Source organism: Clostridium sp. Marseille-Q5894 (genome assembly GCF_946902305.1).
Taxonomy (GTDB): Bacteria; Bacillota_I; Bacilli_A; order Erysipelotrichales; family Coprobacillaceae; genus Thomasclavelia.
Window position 1 is genome coordinate 83,303 of record NZ_CAMPPT010000003.1, and the last position, 24,039, is coordinate 107,341.

General features: G+C 29.0%; 21 protein-coding genes. 5 read left to right on the forward strand and 16 right to left on the reverse strand.

The window, feature by feature from the left end; translation table 11 throughout:
* Positions 1-357: 357 nt before the first annotated feature.
* Positions 358-1,098 carry an acyl-[acyl-carrier-protein] thioesterase gene (locus tag OC535_RS06145; RefSeq protein WP_227053342.1) on the reverse strand — a complete coding sequence of 247 codons (741 nt, stop codon included), beginning with the start codon at positions 1,096-1,098 and terminating at the stop codon, positions 358-360.
* Positions 1,099-1,245: 147 nt separating this feature from the next.
* Between OC535_RS06145 and OC535_RS06150 the strand changes: the two genes are divergently transcribed.
* Positions 1,246-2,139, forward strand: a complete 894-nt coding sequence (locus OC535_RS06150; RefSeq protein WP_498823412.1) for a M15 family metallopeptidase — start codon at positions 1,246-1,248, stop codon at positions 2,137-2,139.
* A 90-nt stretch (positions 2,140-2,229) separates the two neighbouring features.
* Positions 2,230-2,721, forward strand: coding sequence for a hypothetical protein (locus OC535_RS06155; RefSeq protein WP_024722739.1), 492 nt, complete (start codon positions 2,230-2,232; stop codon positions 2,719-2,721).
* A gap of 529 nt (positions 2,722-3,250) precedes the next feature.
* Here OC535_RS06155 and OC535_RS06160 read toward each other — a convergent pair.
* The 9 genes from OC535_RS06160 to OC535_RS06200 all read right to left on the reverse strand — a co-directional run bounded on the left by OC535_RS06160 (position 3,251) and on the right by OC535_RS06200 (position 14,345).
* Positions 3,251-4,780, reverse strand: a complete 1,530-nt coding sequence (locus OC535_RS06160; protein ID WP_227053339.1) for an LTA synthase family protein — start codon at positions 4,778-4,780, stop codon at positions 3,251-3,253.
* 115 nt (positions 4,781-4,895) lie between these two features.
* Complete coding sequence (locus tag OC535_RS06165; protein WP_024722737.1) at positions 4,896-5,078, reverse strand: DUF951 domain-containing protein; 183 nt, start codon at positions 5,076-5,078, stop codon at positions 4,896-4,898.
* Positions 5,068-5,928, reverse strand: coding sequence for a bifunctional methylenetetrahydrofolate dehydrogenase/methenyltetrahydrofolate cyclohydrolase FolD (folD, locus tag OC535_RS06170; protein ID WP_227053338.1), 861 nt, complete (start codon positions 5,926-5,928; stop codon positions 5,068-5,070). The genes OC535_RS06165 and folD overlap by 11 nt, the downstream gene beginning before the upstream one ends.
* 48 nt (positions 5,929-5,976) lie before the next feature.
* Entirely contained in the window at positions 5,977-6,969 is a 993-nt protein-coding gene (gene dusB, locus OC535_RS06175; protein WP_024722735.1) for a tRNA dihydrouridine synthase DusB, read from the reverse strand.
* A 228-nt stretch (positions 6,970-7,197) separates the two neighbouring features.
* Complete coding sequence (hslO, locus tag OC535_RS06180; RefSeq protein WP_227053337.1) at positions 7,198-8,067, reverse strand: Hsp33 family molecular chaperone HslO; 870 nt, start codon at positions 8,065-8,067, stop codon at positions 7,198-7,200.
* 141 nt (positions 8,068-8,208) lie between these two features.
* Positions 8,209-10,155: an ATP-dependent zinc metalloprotease FtsH gene (ftsH, locus tag OC535_RS06185; RefSeq protein WP_024722733.1), complete on the reverse strand. Its 1,947-nt coding sequence runs from the start codon at positions 10,153-10,155 to the stop codon at positions 8,209-8,211.
* A gap of 9 nt (positions 10,156-10,164) precedes the next feature.
* Positions 10,165-10,695 carry a hypoxanthine phosphoribosyltransferase gene (gene hpt / locus OC535_RS06190; protein WP_227053336.1) on the reverse strand — a complete coding sequence of 177 codons (531 nt, stop codon included), beginning with the start codon at positions 10,693-10,695 and terminating at the stop codon, positions 10,165-10,167.
* 25 nt (positions 10,696-10,720) lie between these two features.
* Entirely contained in the window at positions 10,721-11,956 is a 1,236-nt protein-coding gene (gene tilS / locus OC535_RS06195; protein WP_227053335.1) for a tRNA lysidine(34) synthetase TilS, read from the reverse strand.
* Between the two features lie 184 nt (positions 11,957-12,140).
* Positions 12,141-14,345: a PP2C family protein-serine/threonine phosphatase gene (locus OC535_RS06200; RefSeq protein WP_024722731.1), complete on the reverse strand. Its 2,205-nt coding sequence runs from the start codon at positions 14,343-14,345 to the stop codon at positions 12,141-12,143.
* Positions 14,346-14,805: 460 nt separating this feature from the next.
* Here OC535_RS06200 and OC535_RS06205 point away from each other — a divergent pair, with 460 nt between their 5' ends.
* A complete protein-coding gene (locus tag OC535_RS06205; RefSeq protein ID WP_498823413.1) occupies positions 14,806-16,011 on the forward strand; it encodes an ATP-binding protein in 1,206 nt (401 codons plus the stop codon).
* Positions 16,012-16,418: 407 nt separating this feature from the next.
* Here OC535_RS06205 and OC535_RS06210 read toward each other — a convergent pair whose 3' ends face one another.
* From OC535_RS06210 to OC535_RS06235, 6 genes are all read right to left on the reverse strand, one after another.
* Complete coding sequence (locus OC535_RS06210) at positions 16,419-16,913, reverse strand: GNAT family N-acetyltransferase (protein ID WP_024722811.1); 495 nt, start codon at positions 16,911-16,913, stop codon at positions 16,419-16,421.
* A 47-nt stretch (positions 16,914-16,960) separates the two neighbouring features.
* Positions 16,961-17,254, reverse strand: a complete 294-nt coding sequence (locus OC535_RS06215) for a nitrous oxide-stimulated promoter family protein (RefSeq protein ID WP_024722810.1) — start codon at positions 17,252-17,254, stop codon at positions 16,961-16,963.
* Positions 17,254-18,900, reverse strand: a complete 1,647-nt coding sequence (locus OC535_RS06220) for an amino acid ABC transporter ATP-binding/permease protein (protein ID WP_498823414.1) — start codon at positions 18,898-18,900, stop codon at positions 17,254-17,256. Before OC535_RS06220 ends, OC535_RS06215 begins: the two co-directional genes overlap by 1 nt.
* Complete coding sequence (locus tag OC535_RS06225; RefSeq protein WP_498823415.1) at positions 18,887-20,617, reverse strand: ABC transporter ATP-binding protein/permease; 1,731 nt, start codon at positions 20,615-20,617, stop codon at positions 18,887-18,889. The genes OC535_RS06220 and OC535_RS06225 overlap by 14 nt, the downstream gene beginning before the upstream one ends.
* The gene (locus OC535_RS06230) at positions 20,610-20,984 is read right to left on the reverse strand and encodes a YbaN family protein (protein ID WP_024722807.1); all 375 of its coding nucleotides are present in this window, start codon (positions 20,982-20,984) and stop codon (positions 20,610-20,612) included. The genes OC535_RS06225 and OC535_RS06230 overlap by 8 nt, the downstream gene beginning before the upstream one ends.
* 135 nt (positions 20,985-21,119) lie before the next feature.
* Complete coding sequence (locus tag OC535_RS06235; RefSeq protein WP_024722746.1) at positions 21,120-22,661, reverse strand: prolyl oligopeptidase family serine peptidase; 1,542 nt, start codon at positions 22,659-22,661, stop codon at positions 21,120-21,122.
* 259 nt (positions 22,662-22,920) lie between these two features.
* On the opposite strand from OC535_RS06235, the gene OC535_RS06240 reads away from it, so the two are divergent.
* Together OC535_RS06240 and OC535_RS06245 are read left to right on the forward strand one after the other, a co-directional pair.
* Positions 22,921-23,442 carry a CarD family transcriptional regulator gene (locus OC535_RS06240; protein WP_024722745.1) on the forward strand — a complete coding sequence of 174 codons (522 nt, stop codon included), beginning with the start codon at positions 22,921-22,923 and terminating at the stop codon, positions 23,440-23,442.
* Positions 23,435-23,878: a hypothetical protein gene (locus OC535_RS06245; protein ID WP_227053331.1), complete on the forward strand. Its 444-nt coding sequence runs from the start codon at positions 23,435-23,437 to the stop codon at positions 23,876-23,878. The genes OC535_RS06240 and OC535_RS06245 overlap by 8 nt, the downstream gene beginning before the upstream one ends.
* The last annotated feature ends 161 nt before the right edge of the window (positions 23,879-24,039 follow it).

Below are 24,039 nucleotides of genomic sequence, written 5' to 3' on the forward strand. Positions count from 1 at the left end.
GCCTTCACCTCCTTTTTTTAACTATAGGACAAGCATTTAATGTCTTAGATCCTTTTATACCATCTACAACTAATCCAGCTCCAAATTGCAAATATACTGGATAACTTATAAATCAATAAAATCCCTGATGAATTTTCAGGGATTTTTCTTATTAAAATTTAATTTTTTTAAAAAAACTTTACCAAAAGCTCTATAAAACGGGAAAAGTCTCTTTGGGACAAGAGACTTTCAATACCTGTATTCTATACGGGAAAACGAATACTATTATAGATATTTGGGACACGATTATAATAGCACATTATTTTATAAATTGTTTTCAAATGATGAAAATTGATTTTCAAATAATGAAAATCAATTTTATAGATAACAACTTATTTCTGCTCCTAATTCAAAATATGTTTCTATATCATCTTCTGCTTTAAAAACTACTTTTATATAACTATCATCAATATAACGATATATCTTAGCTGTAGTTCCAGGCATCATTTCCTTTTTAAAAATAACACTTATTTTTTTAAAATAATTATTCTCAAAAAGTTCAAACGGTAAAACATCAAATGCCCATTCAATATATCTGCTGTTATTTAAATGCTGGTTTACATCAACATCACTATATAAAACAGTCCGCTTCATTATAAATGATAATTCCAATTCTTCTTTAATTTTATGAAAAGTGTCTATACTATATTTGTATGGCACAATCTGCGGTATAATAATCCCAGCTTTTTCAGGCCTGGTAATTCTTCTTTTTTTCAAATCAATCAAAGTCCATAATGAATACACAGCTGCAATTTCTTCACCACTTTTATCTTCTACCCAATAATTACGCATAAACTGTATTTTTTTATATCCTGAAGCCCTTGTATATAAATTAATTAATTCATTTATTTTAATTGGTCTTTTTAAAATTATTGTTTCTTTAGCTAAAACAAAACCATAATTTTCAGCCAATTCATCATTCCAAATTCCTATTTTAAATGCATTTATAGTGGCCAAATCAGATAATTTAGACATTAGAGAAGAAATTCGATAATTACCTTTATAATCAGCTTCTTGACATTGAACTAAAACTTTTAATGATGAAATTTTATTTTCCATATTTACTCCTTTCTGTTATTTTTAGATACTGAGCTAATAATAATGCAAAAAACTTTAATTGTATAGCTGTTGTTCATAAAAATTTAAAGTTTTTTATGTTATTATTTATATAAGAGAATTATTTTATTACTTTAGAGGTAAACAAAAATGAGACGTCGAATAAATAAAAAAAGAGTTGCCCTCATAGCAATTATTTTTACAATCATTATATCAATTATCATATACTTAATAATAAATATTATCTTTCTAATTAGTACACCAAATACATCTGCTACTCAAAAAACAAAAAAAGCTCCTAAAAAAGATCCTCTTACATCACTAAACTATTATTTGCCTTCACAAAAGGAGCGTTATGAAAGTTATAAAACTAAATATCCTGATTTATCAGATGAAGAAGTAGTTACATATGTCAATATGAATTTAGATTACAATTTTTATGACCATATTATTATTCAATCTGATCCTAGTGCTTTAAATACACTTGTAAACAAATATTATCGATTAGATAACAATTTTTCTCCGTCAGACCTTGTTTATATTAATGATGGTTATACCAGCACTAGTGATCCTGCCTACGAATATCGTAAGCACCAAATGTCAAGTGTCGTTTATAATGATTTTGTAGCATTAAGAGATAGATGTCGAGAAAAAGGAATAAGTTTTTATGTTGTCAGCGGTTATCGCTCAACAGCGGCACAGGAAAAAAGTTATAATCATATGGTTGATACTTTTAGTGTTGATGAAGCCGATAAAACATGTAGCCGTCCTGGGCATAGTGAACATACCTTAGGTCTAGCCTGTGATGTAGCTTTAGACAATTGCTCTTTTGAAACTATTGTCGAACATCCTGACTATCAATGGTTTGCTGAAATAATATCAGATTATGGATTTATCATACGTTATCCTGAGGGTAAAGATTCTTTAACTGGCTATAGCTATGAACCTTGGCATCTTCGGTATTTAGGAAAAGATCTAGCAAAAAAAGTAGTAAAGAGTAAACTAACTTATGATGAATATTATGCTCGCAATTTTATGTCTTAAATGACTTATATATAAATTTTAGCAATTTTAATATGTAATATTTGACGATTTTCTTGTATAATAATGTTATTGAAAGAAGGAGTATATTTAATGAATGCTATTTTTAATATCTTACCTTTTTTGGTATTTTTAGCTCTATTATGGTTTACATACATAAACATTTCTTATGGCATCATCGTACATCGTACTACCAAAGATGATCATACTTTAACTTCATGTCTCAGTGATTCTGGGAAATATTTCTACATAGTTTTATTGATTTTTTATGCCTTTACGTTTTGTATTTGTTTAACACTTATAATTTTAAATATTATTGCCAGCAATTTAGAAGGAGCATATGCACCATTAAACATCCTTACTATTGTAACATTAGCTGTCAGTATTTTATTACAACAGATTATCTATGTAGGTCATCGACAAATGATGATTGGTAAAATTAAATTAGATTATCGTAAAATAAAACGTGTTACATATCCTAAAGCAAAAAAACTTAGATTTGTTTATGGACAAAAATCATTTGAAACTTCTCTTCGTTTTATAGATGATTTTAAATTAAAAAGGGCATTACAAAAAACTAGATAAGTAATATAAAAAGAATAATAATATGTATACAAAAAAGAAGAATTAGTTTAATGTCATTAAATTATTTGATGACTATCGAAGAGTACATGAAAGTGTACCCTTTTTTTCGCTCAATTTACTATGAATGATATTCAAGGCTTTATACAATAACGCAAGAAAAATCACAACTTCATTTAGATAACTTAAATATATGCTTGCTTACAATTTTATAATTTTTGTCAGAGTATAGTTAAAAGAAAATACAGATATTATATAAACTTTACTAGATCATTACATATCTTTAAGACACTTTTTAAGTAAAAAAGGCGGGAAAATCCCACCTGTAAGCTAAAAAGATACTGCCAATTCGTCTAAGCGAGTCTTACAAAACGTTAAACCAAAAACTGCTGTATACTTTAACTACTAACTAGTGATTGCCATTATATATCTTATCAAATGTAGTATCAATACTGCACTTAAAAATCAAAAGACAAATCTCTATTTGTTAAAATACTGTCACTTAATGACATTGGAATTAGTTCTTCCTTTTTTACTTACTGCTTCTTGTCTTATACGAAGAAAATCTTTTATTCCTCTTTCTCTTAGTTTCACCTATTAAACGCTCTTGATAGTAACTAGAATACTTTTTAATTTCAGAATTTACTCTATTAAATCCATATTGTTCAATAAGTGTCTTCTCATTCGAAAATAAATTAGTACCTAATCCAAGTCTATCACCATCAATATCAATCCCTAATGAAGCAAGAATAGTAGGATACATATCAAGAATTGAAAATTTTCGATTCTTTGTATTCTGTTTATTAACTGCACTGTTTATAAAACAATTATACGGTGTTCGCAAATAATTCTTATCTACATTTTTAAAGAACTTCTCCGCCATACTTTTATGATCACCAGTAATAACGATTGTAGTATTTTCATACCACGGCTGGGTTTTACACCATTCAATAAAAGCATTTACTTGTTTCGATTGACAAGAAATAACATTAGCATACTGGTTTTTATGAATAGATTTACAGTATGGACAAACATATCCATCTGGTGTATGTGTATCGATTGTTACCAGTTCAAAATTAAAAGGCTTATTATTAGCTGCTAATTCCGTAAGTTCTTTTCTAGCAAACTTAAACAGTTTTGCATCCTCAATACCCCAAAAAACAAAATAATCATCTGGGATATAGCCATTTTTTTTGAAATAATTATAATCAGCTATTTTATAATTACCATGCTGTTGATAAAAATTAGATGTACAAGCAAAATCACCATCACTTCCCATCATAATCTCATTAACATAGCCCTGCTTTTCTAATACTTCTCCAATCGTAAAAACTCCAGGTAAAAAAATCGAGGTATGATCATACGATTTTCCATTAAAGGGAATTAAAAGCGGTATGCCAGCTTCTTGACCAACCATCGAAGCAACAGTCCACTGTGTTCCTTCTAAAGTCATACTTCCACCAATTAAATCATTATGTGAAAAATTAATATTTTCTTTTGCAAGTGATTGTAATTCTGGCATATAACTTGTTTGTTGGATCCCACCAGCTTCTATATCTAAATAGCTGTTTTCTATTGATTCCAAATAAATGTGAATCAGATTTCTTTTTTGCTTTGGATAAGTTATTTTTACTTTATTAAAATCAATATAATGATCTTCATACAGATTAGTCTTTTTAACCATATCAAATAAATAACTAATTATTTGATAATTATATAATGCATAAACTATTGCCATTATAACCACGATCCAACCAATCGTTAATAAATGATCAGTTAAAAATAAATGTAACGTTTTAAATGGCAAATTAAATAAAATAATTTCTGCAACCATTACAATAATAAAACTAGCTGGCACCGTTTTTACAAACCAATCAGCATAAATGCCACCATCAGTTCCATCTGTAGGTGCTTTTAAATGAAAAATCATTTGATTTAAAGTCTTCACAGAAAACGTTCGATTACCCCAAATAATTGAAAAAACAGCTAATAATCCCACAAATATTAATACCGAACCAACAACTTCTTTAATTGTTATCAATTTAAAAATATAATTTAACATTTATATCATCTCTCTATTTATACTATGCCTTCTAATATACACACATTTTGTTAACTAAAAATGTCTATATAAAATATTTTAGTGCCAAATTATATTATCAACATTGTTTAAATCATTATTGCGTTATAACTTTTTTTAATTTTTTTTCAAATTCACGCCGTGAAAACATCACGATTGCTCCACAGCCTAAACATTTAATTTTAATATCAGCACCCATTCTTATAATTTGCCACTGATTTGATTTTTTACATGGATGCTGCTTTTTCATTTCCACAATATCATTTAAATTATAATCCATTTTTCTCTCCGTTTCGTTTATAAAAAGCTTCCAATGTATTTTGCATTAACATTGTTATTGTCATCGGTCCAATCCCTCCCGGAACTGGTGTTATAGCCATTACTTTATCTTTAACATCTTCAAAATCTACATCACCGCACAATTTATTATTTTCATCACGATTGATTCCTACATCTAAAACAACAGCGCCATCTTTTATATATTCATGATTAAAAAATTTAGGTTTACCAATCGCTGCAATCAAAACATCAGCTCGAGAACATACTTTTTTTAAATCTTTAGTCTTACTATGGGCTATTGTCACAGTTGCATCTTTTTGTAAACATAATAAAGATACAGGCTTTCCAACGATATTACTGCGTCCAACAACAACAACTTCTTTACCTTTCAAATCATAATTAATCTCATCTAATAACACTAACATTCCTTTAGGTGTACATGGCACTAATGACTGCTGTCCTAAAAATAATTTGGCAACATTTTGAGGATGAAAACCATCTACATCTTTATTTGGATCAATAGCTTTCAACACTTTTTCTTCTTTAATATGTTGTGGTAAAGGTAACTGTACAAGAATGCCATCAACACTATCATCATTGTTTAATCGAGCAATTTCTGCTAATAACTCTGCTTCACTAAACGTATCATCATGTTTTAACACTTCTGATTCAATTCCAATATAAGCACATCCCCGCTCTTTATTTCTTACATATGTCTTACTTGCCTGATTATCACCTATTAAAATTACAACCAATTTTGGTAATCGTGAATAATTTTCTTTAATAGCTGCAACTTCTTCTTTCAACTGCTCTTTTATTTTTATTGATATTTCTTTTCCGCTAATGATCATTTATATATCCCCCTTAAATTATTAAGTCCAATTATACCAAAATATTTTCTACATGCAACAATTAGATATCTCATCAAGATATAACTTATATTCAGCTAAAATCGTCTCCAACTGCTCATATGTATCAATTTTCGATAATTCATTTTTTACTCTTGCTGATGACTTTAATCCTTTTATATACCATGGCGCATGTCCTCGCATTTGGAACATCGCAACCTTTTCTGGTTCTATTTCCATTAATTTTTTTGCATGAGCTAAACATTGAGCGATTTTTTCTTGATATGTTGGTTCCAAAATTTCTTCACCTGTTTTTAAAGATTCAACGACTTGTTTTATCAACCAGGGATTCCCTAGAGCAGCACGACCAATCATCACGGCATCCACATTTGTTTGGGCTAGCATTCTTTTAGCATCATCAACAGATTTAATATCACCATTGCCAATCACAGGGATTTTTACTGCTGCTTTTACATCAGCTATAATACTCCAATCAGCCTTTCCTTCATACATCTGCGATCTCGTTCTACCATGGATAGCAATAGCACTAGCTCCCGCTTTTTCAATCAACTTTGCGATTTCCACAGCATTAATATGTTCTTTATCAAAACCACTTCTAATTTTAACAGTTACCGGTTTAGAAACATTATCAACAATTCCTTTAACGATTTCATAAATTTTATCAGGATAAAGTAATAACTTACTTCCAGCTTCAGCCTTTAATACTTTATTAACTGGGCATCCCATATTTATATCAATAATATCACAATTAGAATGCTGATCAATAAATTTGGCAGCTTTGACCATAGTTTCTACTTCACCACCAAATAATTGAATACTAACGGGATGTTCACCTTCATCTACTTGAAGCATTTCAATCGTTTTAGCATTGCCGTAACAAAGAGCCTTATCACTAACCATTTCTGAATACACTAATCCTGCTCCAAAATCTTTAATTATTTTTCGAAAAGCCATATTTGTAATTCCCGCCATTGGTGCCATAACAACAGGATTTTCAATCTCAACATTTCCTATTTTAAACATCTACTCACTCCTCATGCAGTATCTTATCAATTATTTAAAAAAAAAGAAATATAAATGTATAAAAATTTTTATCCTGTTCATAATATTTACAGATAACTTACACTTCCCCGCTATTTTCCTCCCCGAAATAGAAGTAAGTTATCAAGTTAGTTATATTCCTAAATATGTTGGTAAACCAACTAAAAAGAAAGGCTTCCCCCGCCTTTCTTTTTTATATAATATAAACTATTAAATTTTTTCTTTTATAGCTTTTAATTCATTTTCATCAAACTGATACTTAGTATTACAAAATTGACAATTTATTTCACAGCCATGATCTTCATCAATCATTGCCTGTAGTTCATCTTTTCCTAACGTGATTAAAGCATCTGCCATTTTTTCTTTTGAACAATCACAATTAAAAAATAAATCCTGCGTTTCTGTAATTTCCACATCATCAAATAACGATTTTAATATATCTTCAGGATCTTTTTTGTTATTGATCAATTCAGAAACTGGTGGACATTCTTTAACGACTTTTTCAATATAACTAATATCCTCTTCAGTTGCTTCAGGCAATAATTGAATAATATAACCACCAGATGCTAATACCTCATTAGTATCATTTACTAACACACCAACTGATACAACCGATGGTGTTTGCTCACTTACCGCAAAATAATAGCTAAAATCATCACCAATCTCACCTGTTTGTAAAGGAACCGCTCCTGTAAATGGTTCCTTCAGCCCCATATCCTTGATGACTTGCAAAGTCCCTTCATGTCCAACAGCAACACCTACTGCCAATTTACCAGTATCATTATATGTATAATGTACTTCCGGATTAGCAACAAAGCCTTTAATATTACCATCTCCATTAGTAATGCACATCATTGTCCCAATTGGACCACCGCCATTGATTACTACGGTCATCTTTTCAGCATTTTTGTTCATTCTAGCCATCATCAAAGTCGCTGACATCATTCTTCCTAATGCAGCTGATGCTGTTGGCCACAAATTATGTTTTTTTCTGGCAACCTCTACTAGATTAGTAGTTCTACATGCAAAAACACGGCAATTTTTACTGTTAACTAAACCTCTGACTAAATAATCTTTCATACAAACCTCCTTAAAAAAACACTGCAATCGATGATAAAATCATGGGAATTATCATACATAAAACAATAAATAAAATAAATATCTTTTTACTATACTTTTTCATTTTTCCACCTCTAAATATGAAAAAAAGCGGATACCGCTTTATTTCATATCATCTAATAAATCATCAACATCATCAAACGACAAACCTGTATCATTGGAATTATCATCATTTGGTCTATCATCTACTGTTCCATCATGACGATCTAACATACGGCCAGTATTAAACAATGCCTCAATTTGTTCACCTGCTAATGTTTCATACTCTAATAAAGCATCAGCAATAATTACCAATTTATCTTTATTTGCTTCAATAATTTCTTTTGCTTTAGCATAACATTCATCAATAATTTTTCGAACTTGAACATCAATTTCATAAGCTATCTGTCCTGAATGAGAATTACTATGTTGAGTATAATCCCGTCCTAAGAAAACATTTCCTTGTTCAGAATCATATTTAATTGGTCCTAACTCCGACATTCCTAATTCAGTAACCATCATTCTTGCAATTCTTGTTGCCTGTTCAATATCGTTATGAGCCCCAGAACTTACATCACCAAAGAAAATTTCTTCAGCAACACGTCCACCCATAAATCCTGCGATATTTGCTTCTAGCTGGGTTTTAGTTTGAAAATATGTTTCTTCTTTTGGTGTCATCAAGTTATAACCACCAGCTTGTCCACGAGGAATGATCGTAACTTTCTGCACTTTATTAGCATCTTCTAAAGTTAATCCTAAAACTGCATGTCCAGCTTCATGGTATGCAACTAAACGTCGTTCTTTTTCACTATATTTTCGAGACTTTTTAGCTGGTCCACCCATAACACGATCCACTGCTTCATCAATGTCTGCCATTGAAATAACTTTATGATCTTCACGAACAGCTAATAAAGCCGCTTCATTTAATACATTTTCCAATTCTGCTCCAGAAAATCCTGGCGTTCTTTGCGCAATGTTATTAAAGTCAACATCAGGAGCAAATTTTTTGTTACGCGCATGTACTTTTAAAATTTCTGTACGCGCATTTTTGTCCGGATTAGCTACTTGTATCTGTCTATCAAAACGACCTGGTCGTAACAATGCCGGATCCAAAACATCAGCACGGTTTGTTGCCGCTAAAATGATAATTCCTTCATTACCACTAAATCCATCCATTTCAACTAATAACTGGTTAAGTGTTTGTTCACGTTCATCATGTCCACCACCCATACCAGTACCTCTTTGACGTCCAACTGCATCAATTTCATCAATGAAAATGATACATGGTGCCGTTTGTTTAGCTTTTTTAAACATATCACGAACACGTCCAGCTCCGACTCCGACAAACATCTCTACGAATTCAGATCCAGAAATTGAATAATATGGTACACTAGCTTCACCAGAAACAGCTCTTGCAAGTAATGTTTTACCAGTACCTGGTGGCCCAACCAATAATACTCCCTTAGGAATACGAGCTCCCATCTGCGCAAATTTTTTAGGATTCTTTAAAAATTCAACCAGCTCTTTTAACTCTTCTTTTTCTTCATCAGCACCCGCTACATCAGAAAATCTTGTTTTTTGATTTTTTTCTAACTTAGCTCTAGAATTTCCAAAATCAAAAGCCTTAGCATTACCGCCACCTTGAGACATCATTCTAAAAATAAAGAACATTCCCCCAAGTAATAATACATAAGGTAAGATATTTGCGACGATACGCATAAACATTCCGCGATCATTAGCATCTACAATTGTAGTTTCAATTCCTTTTTCACTTAACAATCCCGTTAATGACTGTATCTCAGCTTCAGTATTAGGAATAGTTGTAGTAAATTCAACTTCTGTAGATTTTCCATCGACTTTCTTCGTATATTTACCTGAAACATCAACGACTAAAGATGAAGGAACAATTTCAACTTCCTTGATTTTTTCATCCTGTACTACTTCCACAAACTCACTATACTTAATTTCTTTACCGTTACTTTGATTCATAAAAGTAACCGCTCCACCAATTAAGACTAGTACTAACAGCCAGGGAAGAATTGATTTTAATAATCCATTCTTATTGTTCATAAACTCTCCTTACTTATAACACTCTTCTTTTAAAATACCAACATATGGCAATTGACGGTACTTTTCGTTAAAATCTAATCCATAGCCAACAACAAAAGCATTAGGAATTTTAAATCCGACATAATCTGCTTTCATATCAATGACACGACCTTCTTCTTTATCCAACATTGTGACAATTTTAACACTATTGGCTTTACGCTTCAAAAGCATTTCTTTAACGTTAAACAATGTTTTACCAGTATCAAGAATATCTTCAACAATTAAAATATTTTTACCCATTACATCTTCTTTTAGATCTTGTTTAACTACAAGCGTTTTAGATTCAACACCATCATAGCTGCTTACATTCATATAGTCAAATGTAACATCACTATTTAAATGTTTTGAAAGTTCTGCCATAAAAGGAACAGATCCTTTTAACAAGCCAACTAACAAAACTTCCTTACCTTCGTAATCTTTATCAATAATTTTTCCTAACTCTTCACACTTTGCACTTATTTGTTCTTCAGTAATTAATATTTCTTTTATGTTCTTATGCATTTTATTCACTCCTAGCCATATATGATTATAATTTTACCACATATAAATTAGGTTTTGAATATAAATACCCAATATTTTTTGCAAGATGTGGTACAAGAATTATATCACCATGACAATTTTCAACAACCGGCCAAATTTCCCTTTCACTTCTAGGAATTTTATTATCAATAAATAAACGTGATAATTTTTTACTTCCTCCAGCACTAACTATGGTATCACCTGGTTTAAACGTTCTTATCGTAATAGGAAAATCCTCATTTGTCAAATAAATTCCTTCATTTAAATGACCTTTCTTACTTAAATAAAAGTGCTCATGTTTATCATAAACTATTTGTTCGTATTTTAAACAATAGCCTATATTATTTTTTAATTTAGAAACACGTATATTATTATATTCTTTTATGAACCTAATATTAACAGGTAAATCCATTTCAATATTTGGTTTACCACTTTTGATCTGCTTAATGATTTCTTTGATCAAAGCATCGCTAATCAAAGGAGGATATACTACTTCTTTAACTATTTCATAAATAAAACTATTTAAAAGATCATAAGGAATCAAACGGTAATCAATAACTTTATCATCATGATACTTATCAAGATACGGTTTCACCCTTTCGATATTTTTTAGATACTGCTGATTATGCAAATCAGCTTTATTTAATAAATCTTTTACCTGCTGTTCCGTATAATTTTTTAGTGTTACATTCCGAACAAAATCACGAGTAAAATCTGTTTGAAAATTAGTATAATCATCACGATAGTTAACATTATGATCATGACAGTACTCTCTTAAAACCTGTTTATTAACTCCTAAAAGCGGTCTAATTACAGTCACCCCAAATACTTCACTAATATTTTTTATGCCTAAATATCCTTTCGTATTATGACGCTGCAGTTGCATTACGATATTTTCAATCACATCATCTTGATGATGCGCCAAAACAACTTTATCAACATTATATTTACAAGCTATTTGACGATAAAAGTGATATCGCAGTTTTCTAGCTTGTGTTTGAAAATTTTCTTTTCCATATTCACATGCATCTATTTCCTTTACATAGCAAGGCAGATTATGTTTATGACAATAGTTTTCTACTGTTTTTTGATCTAAATCGCTATCTTCTCTTAAATGATAATTAACATGACAAACAACGATTTGATATCCGTGATTATACATAATATCCAAAAGTGCCATTGAATCACAGCCTCCAGATACCCCCACTATGTATAGTTGATTCAAATTTAATAATTTCTCCATCACATCACCTCAAATACCTTTACCATTATAACAAATTATCCTTTTTTTAACATATAGTTTTAACTATTTTAGTCACTAAAAAAGCACGTTTATAACAGTTTTTATTTAAAGCTATAAACAAAAACAGGAAGATTTAAAATTATTGAATTTCAATAAAACCAATTCTTCCTTTTTAACGTACCTTTTATTTCAACAATTCACTTTTTACCACCTTGATTACTACAATGCTGATATCATCGAGATTATTTTCTTCTAAAACTCGATCCATTAACAACGTTGCCGCCTCTTGAGGATGCATATGATTGATCATCTTAATATTTCTTTTAATAATCTGTTCAAAATTATCACCAGTTCCATCACTAGACATAATGACAATATCATTATCTTTTAATAACATTTCATAACTAGACATCTTTAATTTAGAAACGATTCCTACCGGTAATGAATTAGTTGTGATTTTTTCTACAGTTCCATTACGAATATGATAGCTAGGATTAGCTCCATATTTAATTAATTTCATTTTCGCATTCGCTAAATTTATATGACATAAATCTAATGTTGTAAACATATCATTATGATTTTTTATTTTTAATAACGCATTTATAGAATCAATAGTATCTTTCAAACTAATCCCATTTAAAATTAGTTTAGATAGTACTTCCAAAGTTAATTTGCTTTCTGTTGCTGCTATTTTACCCTGACCCATTCCATCACTCAAAGCTAAATAATGAAGGTTATCTTGATGAAAAGCACTAAAAGAATCCCCGCAATTTAAGGGTTCTAATGCATATTGCTGTAACCCAAACTGTAAAGAATAGTTTGGCTGGTGCTTTAAAACCACTGAAGTATAACCTAAATAATGCATTGCATCTTTGATTGAAATAATTTCTAATGATTCGTTTAAATAGCTTTCAATAATTGGCACTAATTCATTAATTACATCTTCTTTATTTATATCCATTAAACCTATTTCTAAGGTATAAACATCTAAAGATATTTGATGTTTATACAAATATGTAATATTAAATTGATAACCTAGTAAATGTTCCTTCAGCTGTTGATCACCAAACGGTGCCTGTTCTAAAGAATTACTAAAATTATCAAACACTTCACTCAACAAAGAAAATTCATAAAACAAATCTCTTTTTAAATGCAAATTTTCCTGATTTACTCTTTTTATCTTTTCATAACTTTCTTTATACTCGTTGATTCCTTTTAAAAATTTATCAGGACTAATACAATTACTATTTATATACTTTAGATCCTCTTCACTATATTTAGATTTAAAGCCCTTATTAATAAGTTTACCTAATCTACCAACACTGCCATCTTGATAAAAACATAGATCCCGACTTGGACAATGCAGACAGACATCTTCATATACATAACCAACAAATTCTCCAACATTCACATTATGATTAGCTTCTTGAAAAATATTAGTTAATTGTTTAAATAACGAGGCAAATGTATTGGCCCGCTGAATCAATTTATTACGACTTGTAATATTTTTATAGTCTTCATTAAGCAATTTAGGGCGCCGTTTGAAAGTAGGAATAAACAAAAACAAAGCTGCACTTACTATAATAATAAAATTATGATAGTAATAGTCATAGTTAATAAAAAATGGAAGAATTAAATGACTTAATATATATGTTGATGAACAAGTTAATTTATTTTTAGGGTTGTACATAAAGAAGATACTAAAAGGAAGGATCAACGATAGTATTTCATCTTTAAGTAAGGGATTAATAAACATTAAAATAATTGATATATATAAAATCGCTGGCATCGTACTATTAATACTTAAATAGTACGTACTTAATAATAAAAAGAAGCGTAGTAATATCATCATGTATAACTGATTAACTTCTACCAATGAAACAATAGCTAACATTATCATCACGGAAAGAATTATCATCCGCTTATTCGTATATACTTCAATTGTATTATGGATAAAGACGGGAACTACTTCTAAGCATAATAAACTATGTATTAATGTAAAGGATAAAATAACTAGTACTTCTATGTAGTTATAATTATATATGTAAAGAAAGATTAAACTTACTAAAGTAACTACAAAGGCCAAGTATTTACTTTTAATAAATTTAAAATGCATTAGTACCTGCATTAGTATTACACTTGTTAAGGAGACTAACAATAACATGTAATTTTCATAAGATAGATAGGTTATTAATACTAAAGCACTCATATATACGATCAAATGTCGATATCCACATAAAAATGATATTACTAGCATCGGAATTATAAAACAAAGCGATGTATTATATATTTTTACTAAACCTAAAAAGAGGGTTAAACAAAAAATTGTAATATAAGTCATCCCAGCATTTTTTATTTTTACTTTACTTTTTTCTACTGACAAATCCATTTCATTCACCTCGTACTATAAATTATATGAATTTATTATAAATAATTTGTCGTTTTTTAAGCTCAATTAAAATAATCTAGTTAAATACGCTATAATGAAGCAGATTTATTTGCAAAAATATTGAATTTATCAATATTTTTAAAACTGTATATATGAAAAAATGATTAAACAAAATTTTATTATAAATTTATGCTCATACCAAAAAAGCTTTAATAACATGATCTATTATTAAAGCTTTACTCATTATTCTGGATGATTTTTATAACATTCAATTAATTGTGTTAATTCATTGATAATTGAATTGTAAGTTAGGGTATTTTCTTTGCTTATGGGTTAGAAAGATTTTTCTGAAATGCTTTTGGTATAAAAATAGCTTGAAAAATTATTGACCAAAATTAAAAAAAAATTAATTTTGGTCAATAATATGATATAATAAACATCATAAAGGAGTTGTTAATGCATGAAGTTAATTGAAAGAAAGGATTATTTAAAGACTTTAATAAATGTTAAGAATACACCAGATATAAAAGTAATTACAGGAGTGAGGCGTTCAGGGAAATCAAAATTACTTCTTTCATTTATGGAATGGTTAAAAAAACAAGAACAGGATTCTCATATTGTATATATTAATTTGCAAGAAACAGAAAATGAACAATTTTTTGAATATCATTGTTTGCATGATTACATTTTAGAGCAATATGTTGAAGGCAAAAATAATTGTCTTTTTATAGATGAAGTTCAATTATGCACGCATTTTGAAAAAGCAGTAAATAGTATTCATGCTAAAGAAATATATGATATATATGTGACAGGATCAAATGCTTTTTTATTAAGTAGTGATTTAGCAACTTTATTCACAGGAAGAACATTTACAATAGAGGTTTTTCCTTTTTCCTTTCAAGAGTTTCTTGTTTATTTTGATAGAGATGATACAGATCAGGCATTTAATGATTATTTAAGAATTGGTGGATTTGCTGGATCATATTTATATCACCAAATAGAACAAAAGTATGATTATATTCAAAAAGATGTTTATGAAACAATAGTAACACGAGATATTGTTCAAAAATATAAGATTAGAAACAAAGGTCTTTTTGAAAATTTAACAAATTATCTTATTGACAACATCTCCAATTTAACATCATCTAGAAATATTACAAACTACTTAATTAGTAATTATGATAAAGTTAGTCACAATACGATTATCAATTATATAAAATATCTTTGTCATGCGTTTGTATTTTATAGAGTAAAGAGATTTGATATAAAAGGGAAAAAGTATCTAGCTACTGAACAAAAATACTATCTTGTTGATCATTCTATTAAATATGCAACTCTTGGAATTAAGAATCAAGATTTAGGTAGAACATTAGAAAATATTGTTTATATAGAACTATTAAGAAGAGGATATGAGGTCTATGTTGGTAAGCTTTATAAGAAAGAAATTGATTTTGTAGCATTAAAAAGAAATGAGCAAATTTATATTCAAGTTTCAACTTTCTTAGAAGATGAAAATACAATCGATAGAGAAGTAACGCCTTTGTTGAAGATAAAAGATGCTTATCCTAAAATAATTATAGCGAGAACACATCAAGAAATGTATACGATTCAAGGTATAAAGGTTATAGATATTGCAGATTGGTTAACAAGTAATAAATATGTTTAAAAAGCATAATTAATATATTTCGCTGAATTATTTTTATCATAGTTCACACTAAAATAATTTATGATTTATATGAGTTAATAAAGATAGAATAAAATAGAAAAGATTGAAATTTCTTGATGTTAAATGTGCTTAAGATCAAATAACTTGAATTTGATAATTAAAATAATCTAGTTAAATACGCTATAATGAAGCAGATTTATTTGCAAAAATATTGAATTTATCAATATTTTTAAAACTGTATATATGAAAAAATGATTAAATAAAATTTTATTATAAACTTATACTCATATAAAAAATAATAAAAAAGACATCAGTTTTAATTTATAAGTAATAGGAAATAAGTATTATTTAATAAATTTCAGTGTTTAATACATAAAAAAGCGTTAAAATTTTTAACGCTTTTTCTACTATAAATCCAATCTAAAACCAATATCTCCCATCAATAAAGAACGCTCATACTGGCTAAAACCTAATTTTTCTAACAATCTGATTGAACGATAATTATCGTTATAAACATGTGCAAAAACACTTTTAAAATTATAATCATTTTTCAAAACATCTAATAATACTCTGAGCGATTCCGTTGCATATCCCTGATGCCAATAATCACTATCAAAAGTATAGCCAATCGTTATAGAACTAGTTTCTATAACTTCTAAAAAATAATCACCTATCAGGTAATTATTTTCTTTTAATACCACACCTAACTGATAACTGCCTCTAGAACCATCAAATGGATGTTTTAAACAATATTCTATTCTTTTAACTGCTTTATTATAAGGATATCGCCACCACGACTGATAAAACGCTACTTCTTTTTTATTACGATATTCACTTAAACGTTTTGCATCAGACATAGTTAATTCCCTTATTATTAAACGCTGAGTTTCAAAAGTTTCCATCCTGCCACCTCACCGATAATTATCATAACATAAATTATATTATTATTTTAGCCTTTTATAGCATATTTGATTGTATTTATTAAATGTTTTATCGTTATGAGAGGATGTTTAAACAGCATTCTTTTGCCTGAATATTTCATTACTTCCTTTATTTGATCGCGATATTTTTTTTGATAACAATGAATAGGGCAAGAGGAGCAGAATGTTTTTTCTTCTTTACGCGGACAACAATCGATTCTTTTAAATGCATATTCTTTTAATTCACTTAAATCCTGCTGATGACCTTTTTCATATATTGAAATCATTATTGTTAGTAATTCTTTTTCTTTATCTGTTGTCATTAACTTTGCCTACCTTGTTCAATTTTAATTATTCGATCACAAATTTTTAATGAGGAAGGTCGGTGACTTACCAAAATAATCGTTTTTCCTTCACGATTATCATTTAATGATTTTAAAACTAATGCTTCATTTAAACTATCTAAATTACTTGTTGGCTCATCTAATAAAATTAATGGTGAATCATGCAAAAAGGCTCTTGCTAATGATAATCTTTGTAATTGTCCACCAGATAAAGATTGATAAAGACTTCCGATCATTGTTTCATATCCATCTTTCAAACTTATAATGAACTCATGTAAATTAGCTTTTTTACAAGCTTCTATTACTTCTTCTTGACTAGCTTCTATTCCTAATTTTATATTATTAATAATACTATCATTAAATACATAAGTATCTTGGGTAACATAACTAATAAGTTTAGCTAAAGAATCACTTTGCCATGATTTTAGATTATGGCCATTTATCAAAATATCACCACTGCTAGGATCATAAAAACGCATTAATAATTTTAATAACGTTGTCTTTCCACTACCACTACGACCTTCTATTCCAACTATCTCTCCTGGTTTGATTACCATATTGATTTTATCTAAAATCACTTCATTTTCATACTTAAATGATAAATCATTTATTTCAATTGTTCCTAAATCCCCTTGATATCCATCACTAACCTCGACAACTTGTGGCATTTCATCTAGCAAATCAAGAACCCTATTTCCACTAGCAAATGTTATTACTAAATTATGTGCTAGTGATGATAAAGCCAATACTGGTCCAAATGAAGACATTAAAGCAATCGTCCCAATTAAAACACCATTAAAACTAATTAACTGATGAAGATATAAATAATAACTTAAAATAAATATTGCCAATGAAAACAAGCTAACACTAATATCTCCAATCATGCGATACTGCCCTTCTAAATCTTTTAACTCTTCGTTTTGATCATTTAGTAATTCACTTTTTTGGGCAATCTCATTTAAACGTTTTTTACCACATAGAAACTGATCAACGATCCTTAACCCATGAACAGACTCCAATACATAACTAGTATATTTACCATAGGTATTTCGATAATCTAATCCTTTATTACCAGATACTTTACCTACTACAAGTGGAATAAATACACCAATAAATAAATATGCTAGCGCCGCCAACAAGGCTAGCGCAATATGAAAACTTCCTAAATAAACAATCATGATAATTGAAACAATTAAAGCTATCATAACTGGTGAAATTGTATGAGCATAAAATACCTCTAATAGCTCAACATCACTAGTAATCATTGCAACTAAATTCCCATGATCTTTTCCATCTAGTTTTGCTGGTGCTAATTTTCTCAATTTTGCAAAAACAATATCTCTTATCATTGCCAATAATTTAAAAGCAATAAAATGATTACACCACTGTTCACCATAACGTAAAAAACCACGTAAAACGCCACAAGCAATCAAAAGATAAAGTAAATTAATAAAGGTTTCTTTGTTTACTATTTTAATTATTATTTCTCCTGCAATAATTGTTAAAAATATTGCAGCCAAATAACCAATTACACCAAGGATAATTGCCAACAGCATCGTTAATATCATCGATTTAACTAGAGCAATCAAGCTAATTACCACCTTCAAATTACTACGCTTTTTCACTTGTATTACCCCCATAATTTTCAATTTCTTTTTGTGTATTAACTAATATTCGGTATTCCTCATTTTCTTTCATTAACATTTCATGATTTCCATAACCTACAAGCTTACCATGACTAAAGACATAGTTGCACTTACAATTTTCAACACATGCTAAACGATGACTAATCAAAATAACGATCTTATCTTTTTGCATTTGATCAATTACTTTCATGATAATTTCTTCACTTTCAATATCTATATTTGAAGTAGCTTCATCAAAAATATATACTTTTGTATCATGTAATAATGCTCTAGCAATGCTCAAACGTTGTTTTTGACCACCTGATAAATTATTTCCCCGTTCTTCAATTACACTATCTAATCCTGCTATTCCATCAAAATAATTCCACAAATTGACCTTTTTCAAAACATCTATCATCATTGCATCATCACTATTACAATTACCATCTAATAGATTTGAACGTAAAGTTCCTGCAAAAATATATGGATCATGCTCAACCATAGTTATTTCTTTCATTAAACTATGATGGTTGATCTTATTTACCTGTTTACCATTATAAGTCAATTTACCCTGATAATTATCATAATAACCCATTAACAGTTTTGCAATCGTACTCTTTCCACTTCCCGAACTTCCAACGACCCCATAAACACCAGGTTGATCGATCTTTAAACAGATATCTTTTAATACGATCTTTTCATCATAGCCAAACGATAAATTACTAATTTCAATTTCATTAATATCTTCAATTTCTAAATTCTTATCATCTTTAATCTCGACATCTAATAATCTAAAAATCTTTTCACTCGCTGCATTACCATTCATAGCAATATGAAAAAACGATCCTAATAATCTAAGCGGAATAAAAAACTCAGCTGATAACATAATCATCATAAACGCTTGCCCTAAATCAATTGCACCTGCTTGATAGCTATACAACGATATAATAATTCCTAGTGCAGCACCACCATAAGCAACTAAATCCATAACACTAATTGAATTTAACTGCATCACTAATACTTTCATTGTAATATTTCTAAAACGCTGTGCTTCTTCATTCATCTCAATATGCTTATATTGATCACCACGATATCCTTTTAATGTTGTTAAGCCTTTAACATTATCTAAAAATCGCTCTGCTAGATTCCCATACAATCCCCAATATTTACTCAATAATCTTTTTGCAAATTTTTGTACTAATACGATTGACATCGGAATCAATGGAACACAAATAAAAAGCACTAATGCTGCCTTAAATTCTACTTGCCCAAGAATAATAAACAATGTCACTGGTGCTAACATACTGTAAAAGAACTGAGGTAAATATTTACCAAAGTATATTTCTAACTGTTCTACGCCTTCACTCATTAACTGCGTAAGTGAAGCAGTACTAATCACATCATTATAGTGATTATTCAATAATAAGATTTTTTTATAAATATCACATCTAAGTTTCCCTTTTATATTTTTTCCGGCTTTAAAAGAATATGTGGACGCCAGTTTTCCAAAATACCCCTTTATTAAAACTAAGACTACGATAATTATTATCTTAACTATAAAATCTTCTATCTTACTATAATAAAGCTTATTTATCATATCAGCCATGATGGCAATGATAATAATTTGCGCAATAAGTCCTAACCATTGCATCAATACTTGTAAATATACATATCTTTTATCATCTTTTAAATAACTAACTAATCTCTTATTAATCATTACCCACTTTTTTAATTGTTTCTATTCGGAATATAAAATAATAATATTTAAATATCACTAATAAAACAATCGTTATCCTTCCATAAATATTATTCATCATTAAAAATGCAATTAAAAGCATAGTACTAGCAAATGATAATAACATCACTTTAGTTCGTAATGTCATTGCTCTTCTAGTAACAAAATCATTTAAATGATTTTGATACAATTTAGTTCCTTGAAACCAAATTTTAGCCCGCGATGAACTCTTTGTAAAAAAGAATAAAGCAGCTAAAAGAAACGGGGTTGTTGGTAAAATCGGCAACACAACTCCTATCATTCCAATCAGCATAAATACCAATCCCAAAATAAAATACAAATATTTCATATTATCTCCTTTTTTATTATAAATATCAGATTTACTTTAACATTATCAAAAGATATTTTCAATATAAATGTTAGTCTTTTTTAACATCCGGTCATAAAAAAAGGATTCATGATAGATTCACGAACCCTTTAAATATTAATTGAATTTTCTTTTTACAAATGCCAATCCACAAACACTTAATAATGCTGCTGTTGCATACAAACTAGTTAAAACATTATCACCAGTTGGAACAGCTTTTTCAGGACTATCTGGACTAGGTGCAACTGGTGTTGCTGGTTGTTCTGCATCAACATTATAATTAGCTGCCCATTCCATAATTGATGTCCCACTAGCATCTTTTGGATTATTATTTAATGTAAAAATCCATGTCCAGTGATCATTATAATGAACTAATGTAGGAATACCATCCATATCATAATCTTCTTCAAGATTTATTTTATTGGCACCATCAACATTTACTGTATCATATAAAGTTAATTTATATTTATTATCTTTAGTTTCATAAGTTGTGAAATCAGAATTGATATTTTGCAAATATCTTATTTCTGTAGTTTCTTGACCTTCAGTTAAAATCTTAAACATTCTCTTTGAACATTCATCTGTTGCAACACTTGAATCAGTTACCCCTTGAACTAACCAAATTGCAGTATCAGATTTTGTTAGTGAAGCTAATTCTTCATCAGTTGGTGTTTGTCCACCACGAATAGTTGCTACATCTAAAGCTGGGCAGTTGATCATAGCAGCTTTAAATAAATCAGGATATGCAATTAACATTCTTGTAGTCATATAACCACCAGCTGAACAACCTGATACATATACTTTTTCAGGATCAATATTTTTAGCTTTAATTAAATCATTGATTTCATTATATGCTATTTCTAATAAACCATCTCTTTGAGCATAATACCAAGTATCAGGTGCCTGGAATGACATAACATGAGCCCCACCAAAAATTTCTTGTGCTTCATCACTAGCCCAAGCTACAGTTCCTCTGTTTGCAAGCATTTGAGCTACGTTATTACCAGAATTTAAAAGATCTCCTTCACCATTTCCATGGAACCAAACAATAAGTGAATCTGCATCCCCAGCATCATAATATTGATAGTTAATACCATTTTCTACTATTACAGATTCAAATTTAGCTGTTTCATCATTAGTTACAGTATTATCTGTAGTATATTTTGCAATATAATCATTATCGATTTCTCGACCATCTGCAGCAGTCAATGTTACACCTTTATTTTGAACGATCGTATACTCTAATTCACCAGGATAATTTCTTGCATATCCTTTTTCTGCATCACTTATGTATGTCAATGTTGATCCATACCCATCATTTTCATCAAAATAAACATTAACATATTGACCATCCGTCTCTACTTTTACAATTTTACGTTCACCATCGTATTGTACTTTTCCTTTATAATCCTCATCTTCAATTTTAATAGTAGATTTTGCAGTAACTGTAAAAGTATCAACATCTACATTTGAAACCCTATTTCCAGCTCCAAAATCAATTGTCATTTTGTTTACTACTTCACCAGCATCGGTAACTCTTGCAGACAGACTACAATTATAAGTAGTATCTACAGTTTGTGCTAATACCGGTGCACTAAAAGCAGTTACTGCTAATGCCATACTGGCAGCAGCTGCAAAAATTTTTCTAAATTTTTTCATTTCCTTATACCTCCTACACATATTATAGCATTGCTTACTTTTAGCTGTATTTATATATTTATACATTTAGTCCCAAAAATTGATACTATATTTATAAAATTTAATCTTGAAAAAATAATGAAGTTATGTTATAGAATCTAAAATTTTAATATGAAATATTGATTTAAAAATGTTATAATATAGGTATATCAACGTGTAGTTTGCAGAACGTAAATCCAGTTGCAACTACACTTTTTTAATTATAGAAGGAGGATAATAAATGTATAAAATTGGTGAAAATGTTTTATATGGTAGTGAAGGTGTATGCAAAATAACAGATATTGTTTCAAGAGTAATCAATAATCAAGAAAAAAAGTTTTATCTCTTGACTTCTTCCAGCAATAAAATGAATATTCTTGTCCCTTTAGATAATGAACTTTCTTTAGCAAAAATGCGTAAAATTTTATCAAAAGAAGAAATATACAAACTTATTGAAGCTATGCCTGATAATGAAACTATTTGGATAAATGATAAAAATGTTCGCAAAAAAAAGTATAATGAAATTATTGTAAAAGGTGACCATGAACAAATCGTCAAACTGATCAAAACTTTGTATTTAAACAAACAAGAGCAAATAAAAAAAGGAAAAAAATTTCATGTTCAAGATATGTATCTACTTGATGCAGCTGAAAAAATGCTCTATGAAGAATTTTCTTATACTTTAGACATTCAACCTGACGAGGTACTTCCTTTTATTTTAAAAAACATTAAATTAAACGAAAAAGGTAACAACAATGTATAGTATCAATGATTACGTAATTCATCAAAATAATCATATTTATCAAATCATTGCAATAAATAATCAACTCACCTTAAAGTCTCCTTTAAACAACAACTCTATTTTAGCTGATTCTAAGGATATTATTCGAAAAGTCACAACTAAAAAGGAACTTGAAGAAATTATTGAGCGAATTCCCTATATCCGCACTTTAGAAATAACAAGCGAGCGCTTTCGTCAAGAACTATATAGAAAAACATTTGATAGCTACTTAGAAATAGAATGGATCAAACTAATAAAAACAATTTATTTGCGCCATCGTTTTCATAAAGCTCAGTCATACGAATTAGATTATTTAAAACAAACCAAAACTCTTTTTCATGAAGAAGTTGCAATTGTATTAAATATGCCAATTGATAAAGTAGATGATTATATTAAAAATAAGGTTATGGAATTTTAAATTTATTACTAATATTTTTATGATTAGTAATAAACAACTAAAAGTAAGAGATTTCAAATAATGAATCACTTTTATCAAATAAACAAGTAATAGTCAAAATTACTTTATATGAAGTTGTCGAATAGACAGCTTCATTTTTATTTAAAAATCATTTTTCGTTT

What these genes read in the sequence shown, in the direction of transcription:
- OC535_RS06200 (WP_024722731.1), bottom strand. Translation starts at nt 14,345, where the DNA reads ATGGATTTGTCAGTAGAAAAAAGTAAAGTAAAAATAAAAAATGCTGGG.
- tilS (WP_227053335.1), bottom strand. Translation starts at nt 11,956, where the DNA reads ATGGAGAAATTATTAAATTTGAATCAACTATACATAGTGGGGGTATCT.
- OC535_RS06150 (WP_498823412.1), top strand. Translation starts at nt 1,246, where the DNA reads ATGAGACGTCGAATAAATAAAAAAAGAGTTGCCCTCATAGCAATTATT.
- OC535_RS06145 (WP_227053342.1), bottom strand. Translation starts at nt 1,098, where the DNA reads ATGGAAAATAAAATTTCATCATTAAAAGTTTTAGTTCAATGTCAAGAA.
- OC535_RS06160 (WP_227053339.1), bottom strand. Translation starts at nt 4,780, where the DNA reads ATGTTAAATTATATTTTTAAATTGATAACAATTAAAGAAGTTGTTGGT.
- OC535_RS06245 (WP_227053331.1), top strand. Translation starts at nt 23,435, where the DNA reads ATGTATAGTATCAATGATTACGTAATTCATCAAAATAATCATATTTAT.
- OC535_RS06165 (WP_024722737.1), bottom strand. Translation starts at nt 5,078, where the DNA reads ATGGATTATAATTTAAATGATATTGTGGAAATGAAAAAGCAGCATCCA.
- hslO (WP_227053337.1), bottom strand. Translation starts at nt 8,067, where the DNA reads ATGAAAGATTATTTAGTCAGAGGTTTAGTTAACAGTAAAAATTGCCGT.
- OC535_RS06205 (WP_498823413.1), top strand. Translation starts at nt 14,806, where the DNA reads ATGAAGTTAATTGAAAGAAAGGATTATTTAAAGACTTTAATAAATGTT.
- OC535_RS06215 (WP_024722810.1), bottom strand. Translation starts at nt 17,254, where the DNA reads ATGACAACAGATAAAGAAAAAGAATTACTAACAATAATGATTTCAATA.
- OC535_RS06155 (WP_024722739.1), top strand. Translation starts at nt 2,230, where the DNA reads ATGAATGCTATTTTTAATATCTTACCTTTTTTGGTATTTTTAGCTCTA.
- OC535_RS06230 (WP_024722807.1), bottom strand. Translation starts at nt 20,984, where the DNA reads ATGAAATATTTGTATTTTATTTTGGGATTGGTATTTATGCTGATTGGA.
- folD (WP_227053338.1), bottom strand. Translation starts at nt 5,928, where the DNA reads ATGATCATTAGCGGAAAAGAAATATCAATAAAAATAAAAGAGCAGTTG.
- ftsH (WP_024722733.1), bottom strand. Translation starts at nt 10,155, where the DNA reads ATGAACAATAAGAATGGATTATTAAAATCAATTCTTCCCTGGCTGTTA.
- OC535_RS06240 (WP_024722745.1), top strand. Translation starts at nt 22,921, where the DNA reads ATGTATAAAATTGGTGAAAATGTTTTATATGGTAGTGAAGGTGTATGC.
- hpt (WP_227053336.1), bottom strand. Translation starts at nt 10,695, where the DNA reads ATGCATAAGAACATAAAAGAAATATTAATTACTGAAGAACAAATAAGT.
- dusB (WP_024722735.1), bottom strand. Translation starts at nt 6,969, where the DNA reads ATGTTTAAAATAGGAAATGTTGAGATTGAAAATCCTGTTGTTATGGCA.
- OC535_RS06210 (WP_024722811.1), bottom strand. Translation starts at nt 16,913, where the DNA reads ATGGAAACTTTTGAAACTCAGCGTTTAATAATAAGGGAATTAACTATG.
- OC535_RS06235 (WP_024722746.1), bottom strand. Translation starts at nt 22,661, where the DNA reads ATGAAAAAATTTAGAAAAATTTTTGCAGCTGCTGCCAGTATGGCATTA.
- OC535_RS06225 (WP_498823415.1), bottom strand. Translation starts at nt 20,617, where the DNA reads ATGATTAATAAGAGATTAGTTAGTTATTTAAAAGATGATAAAAGATAT.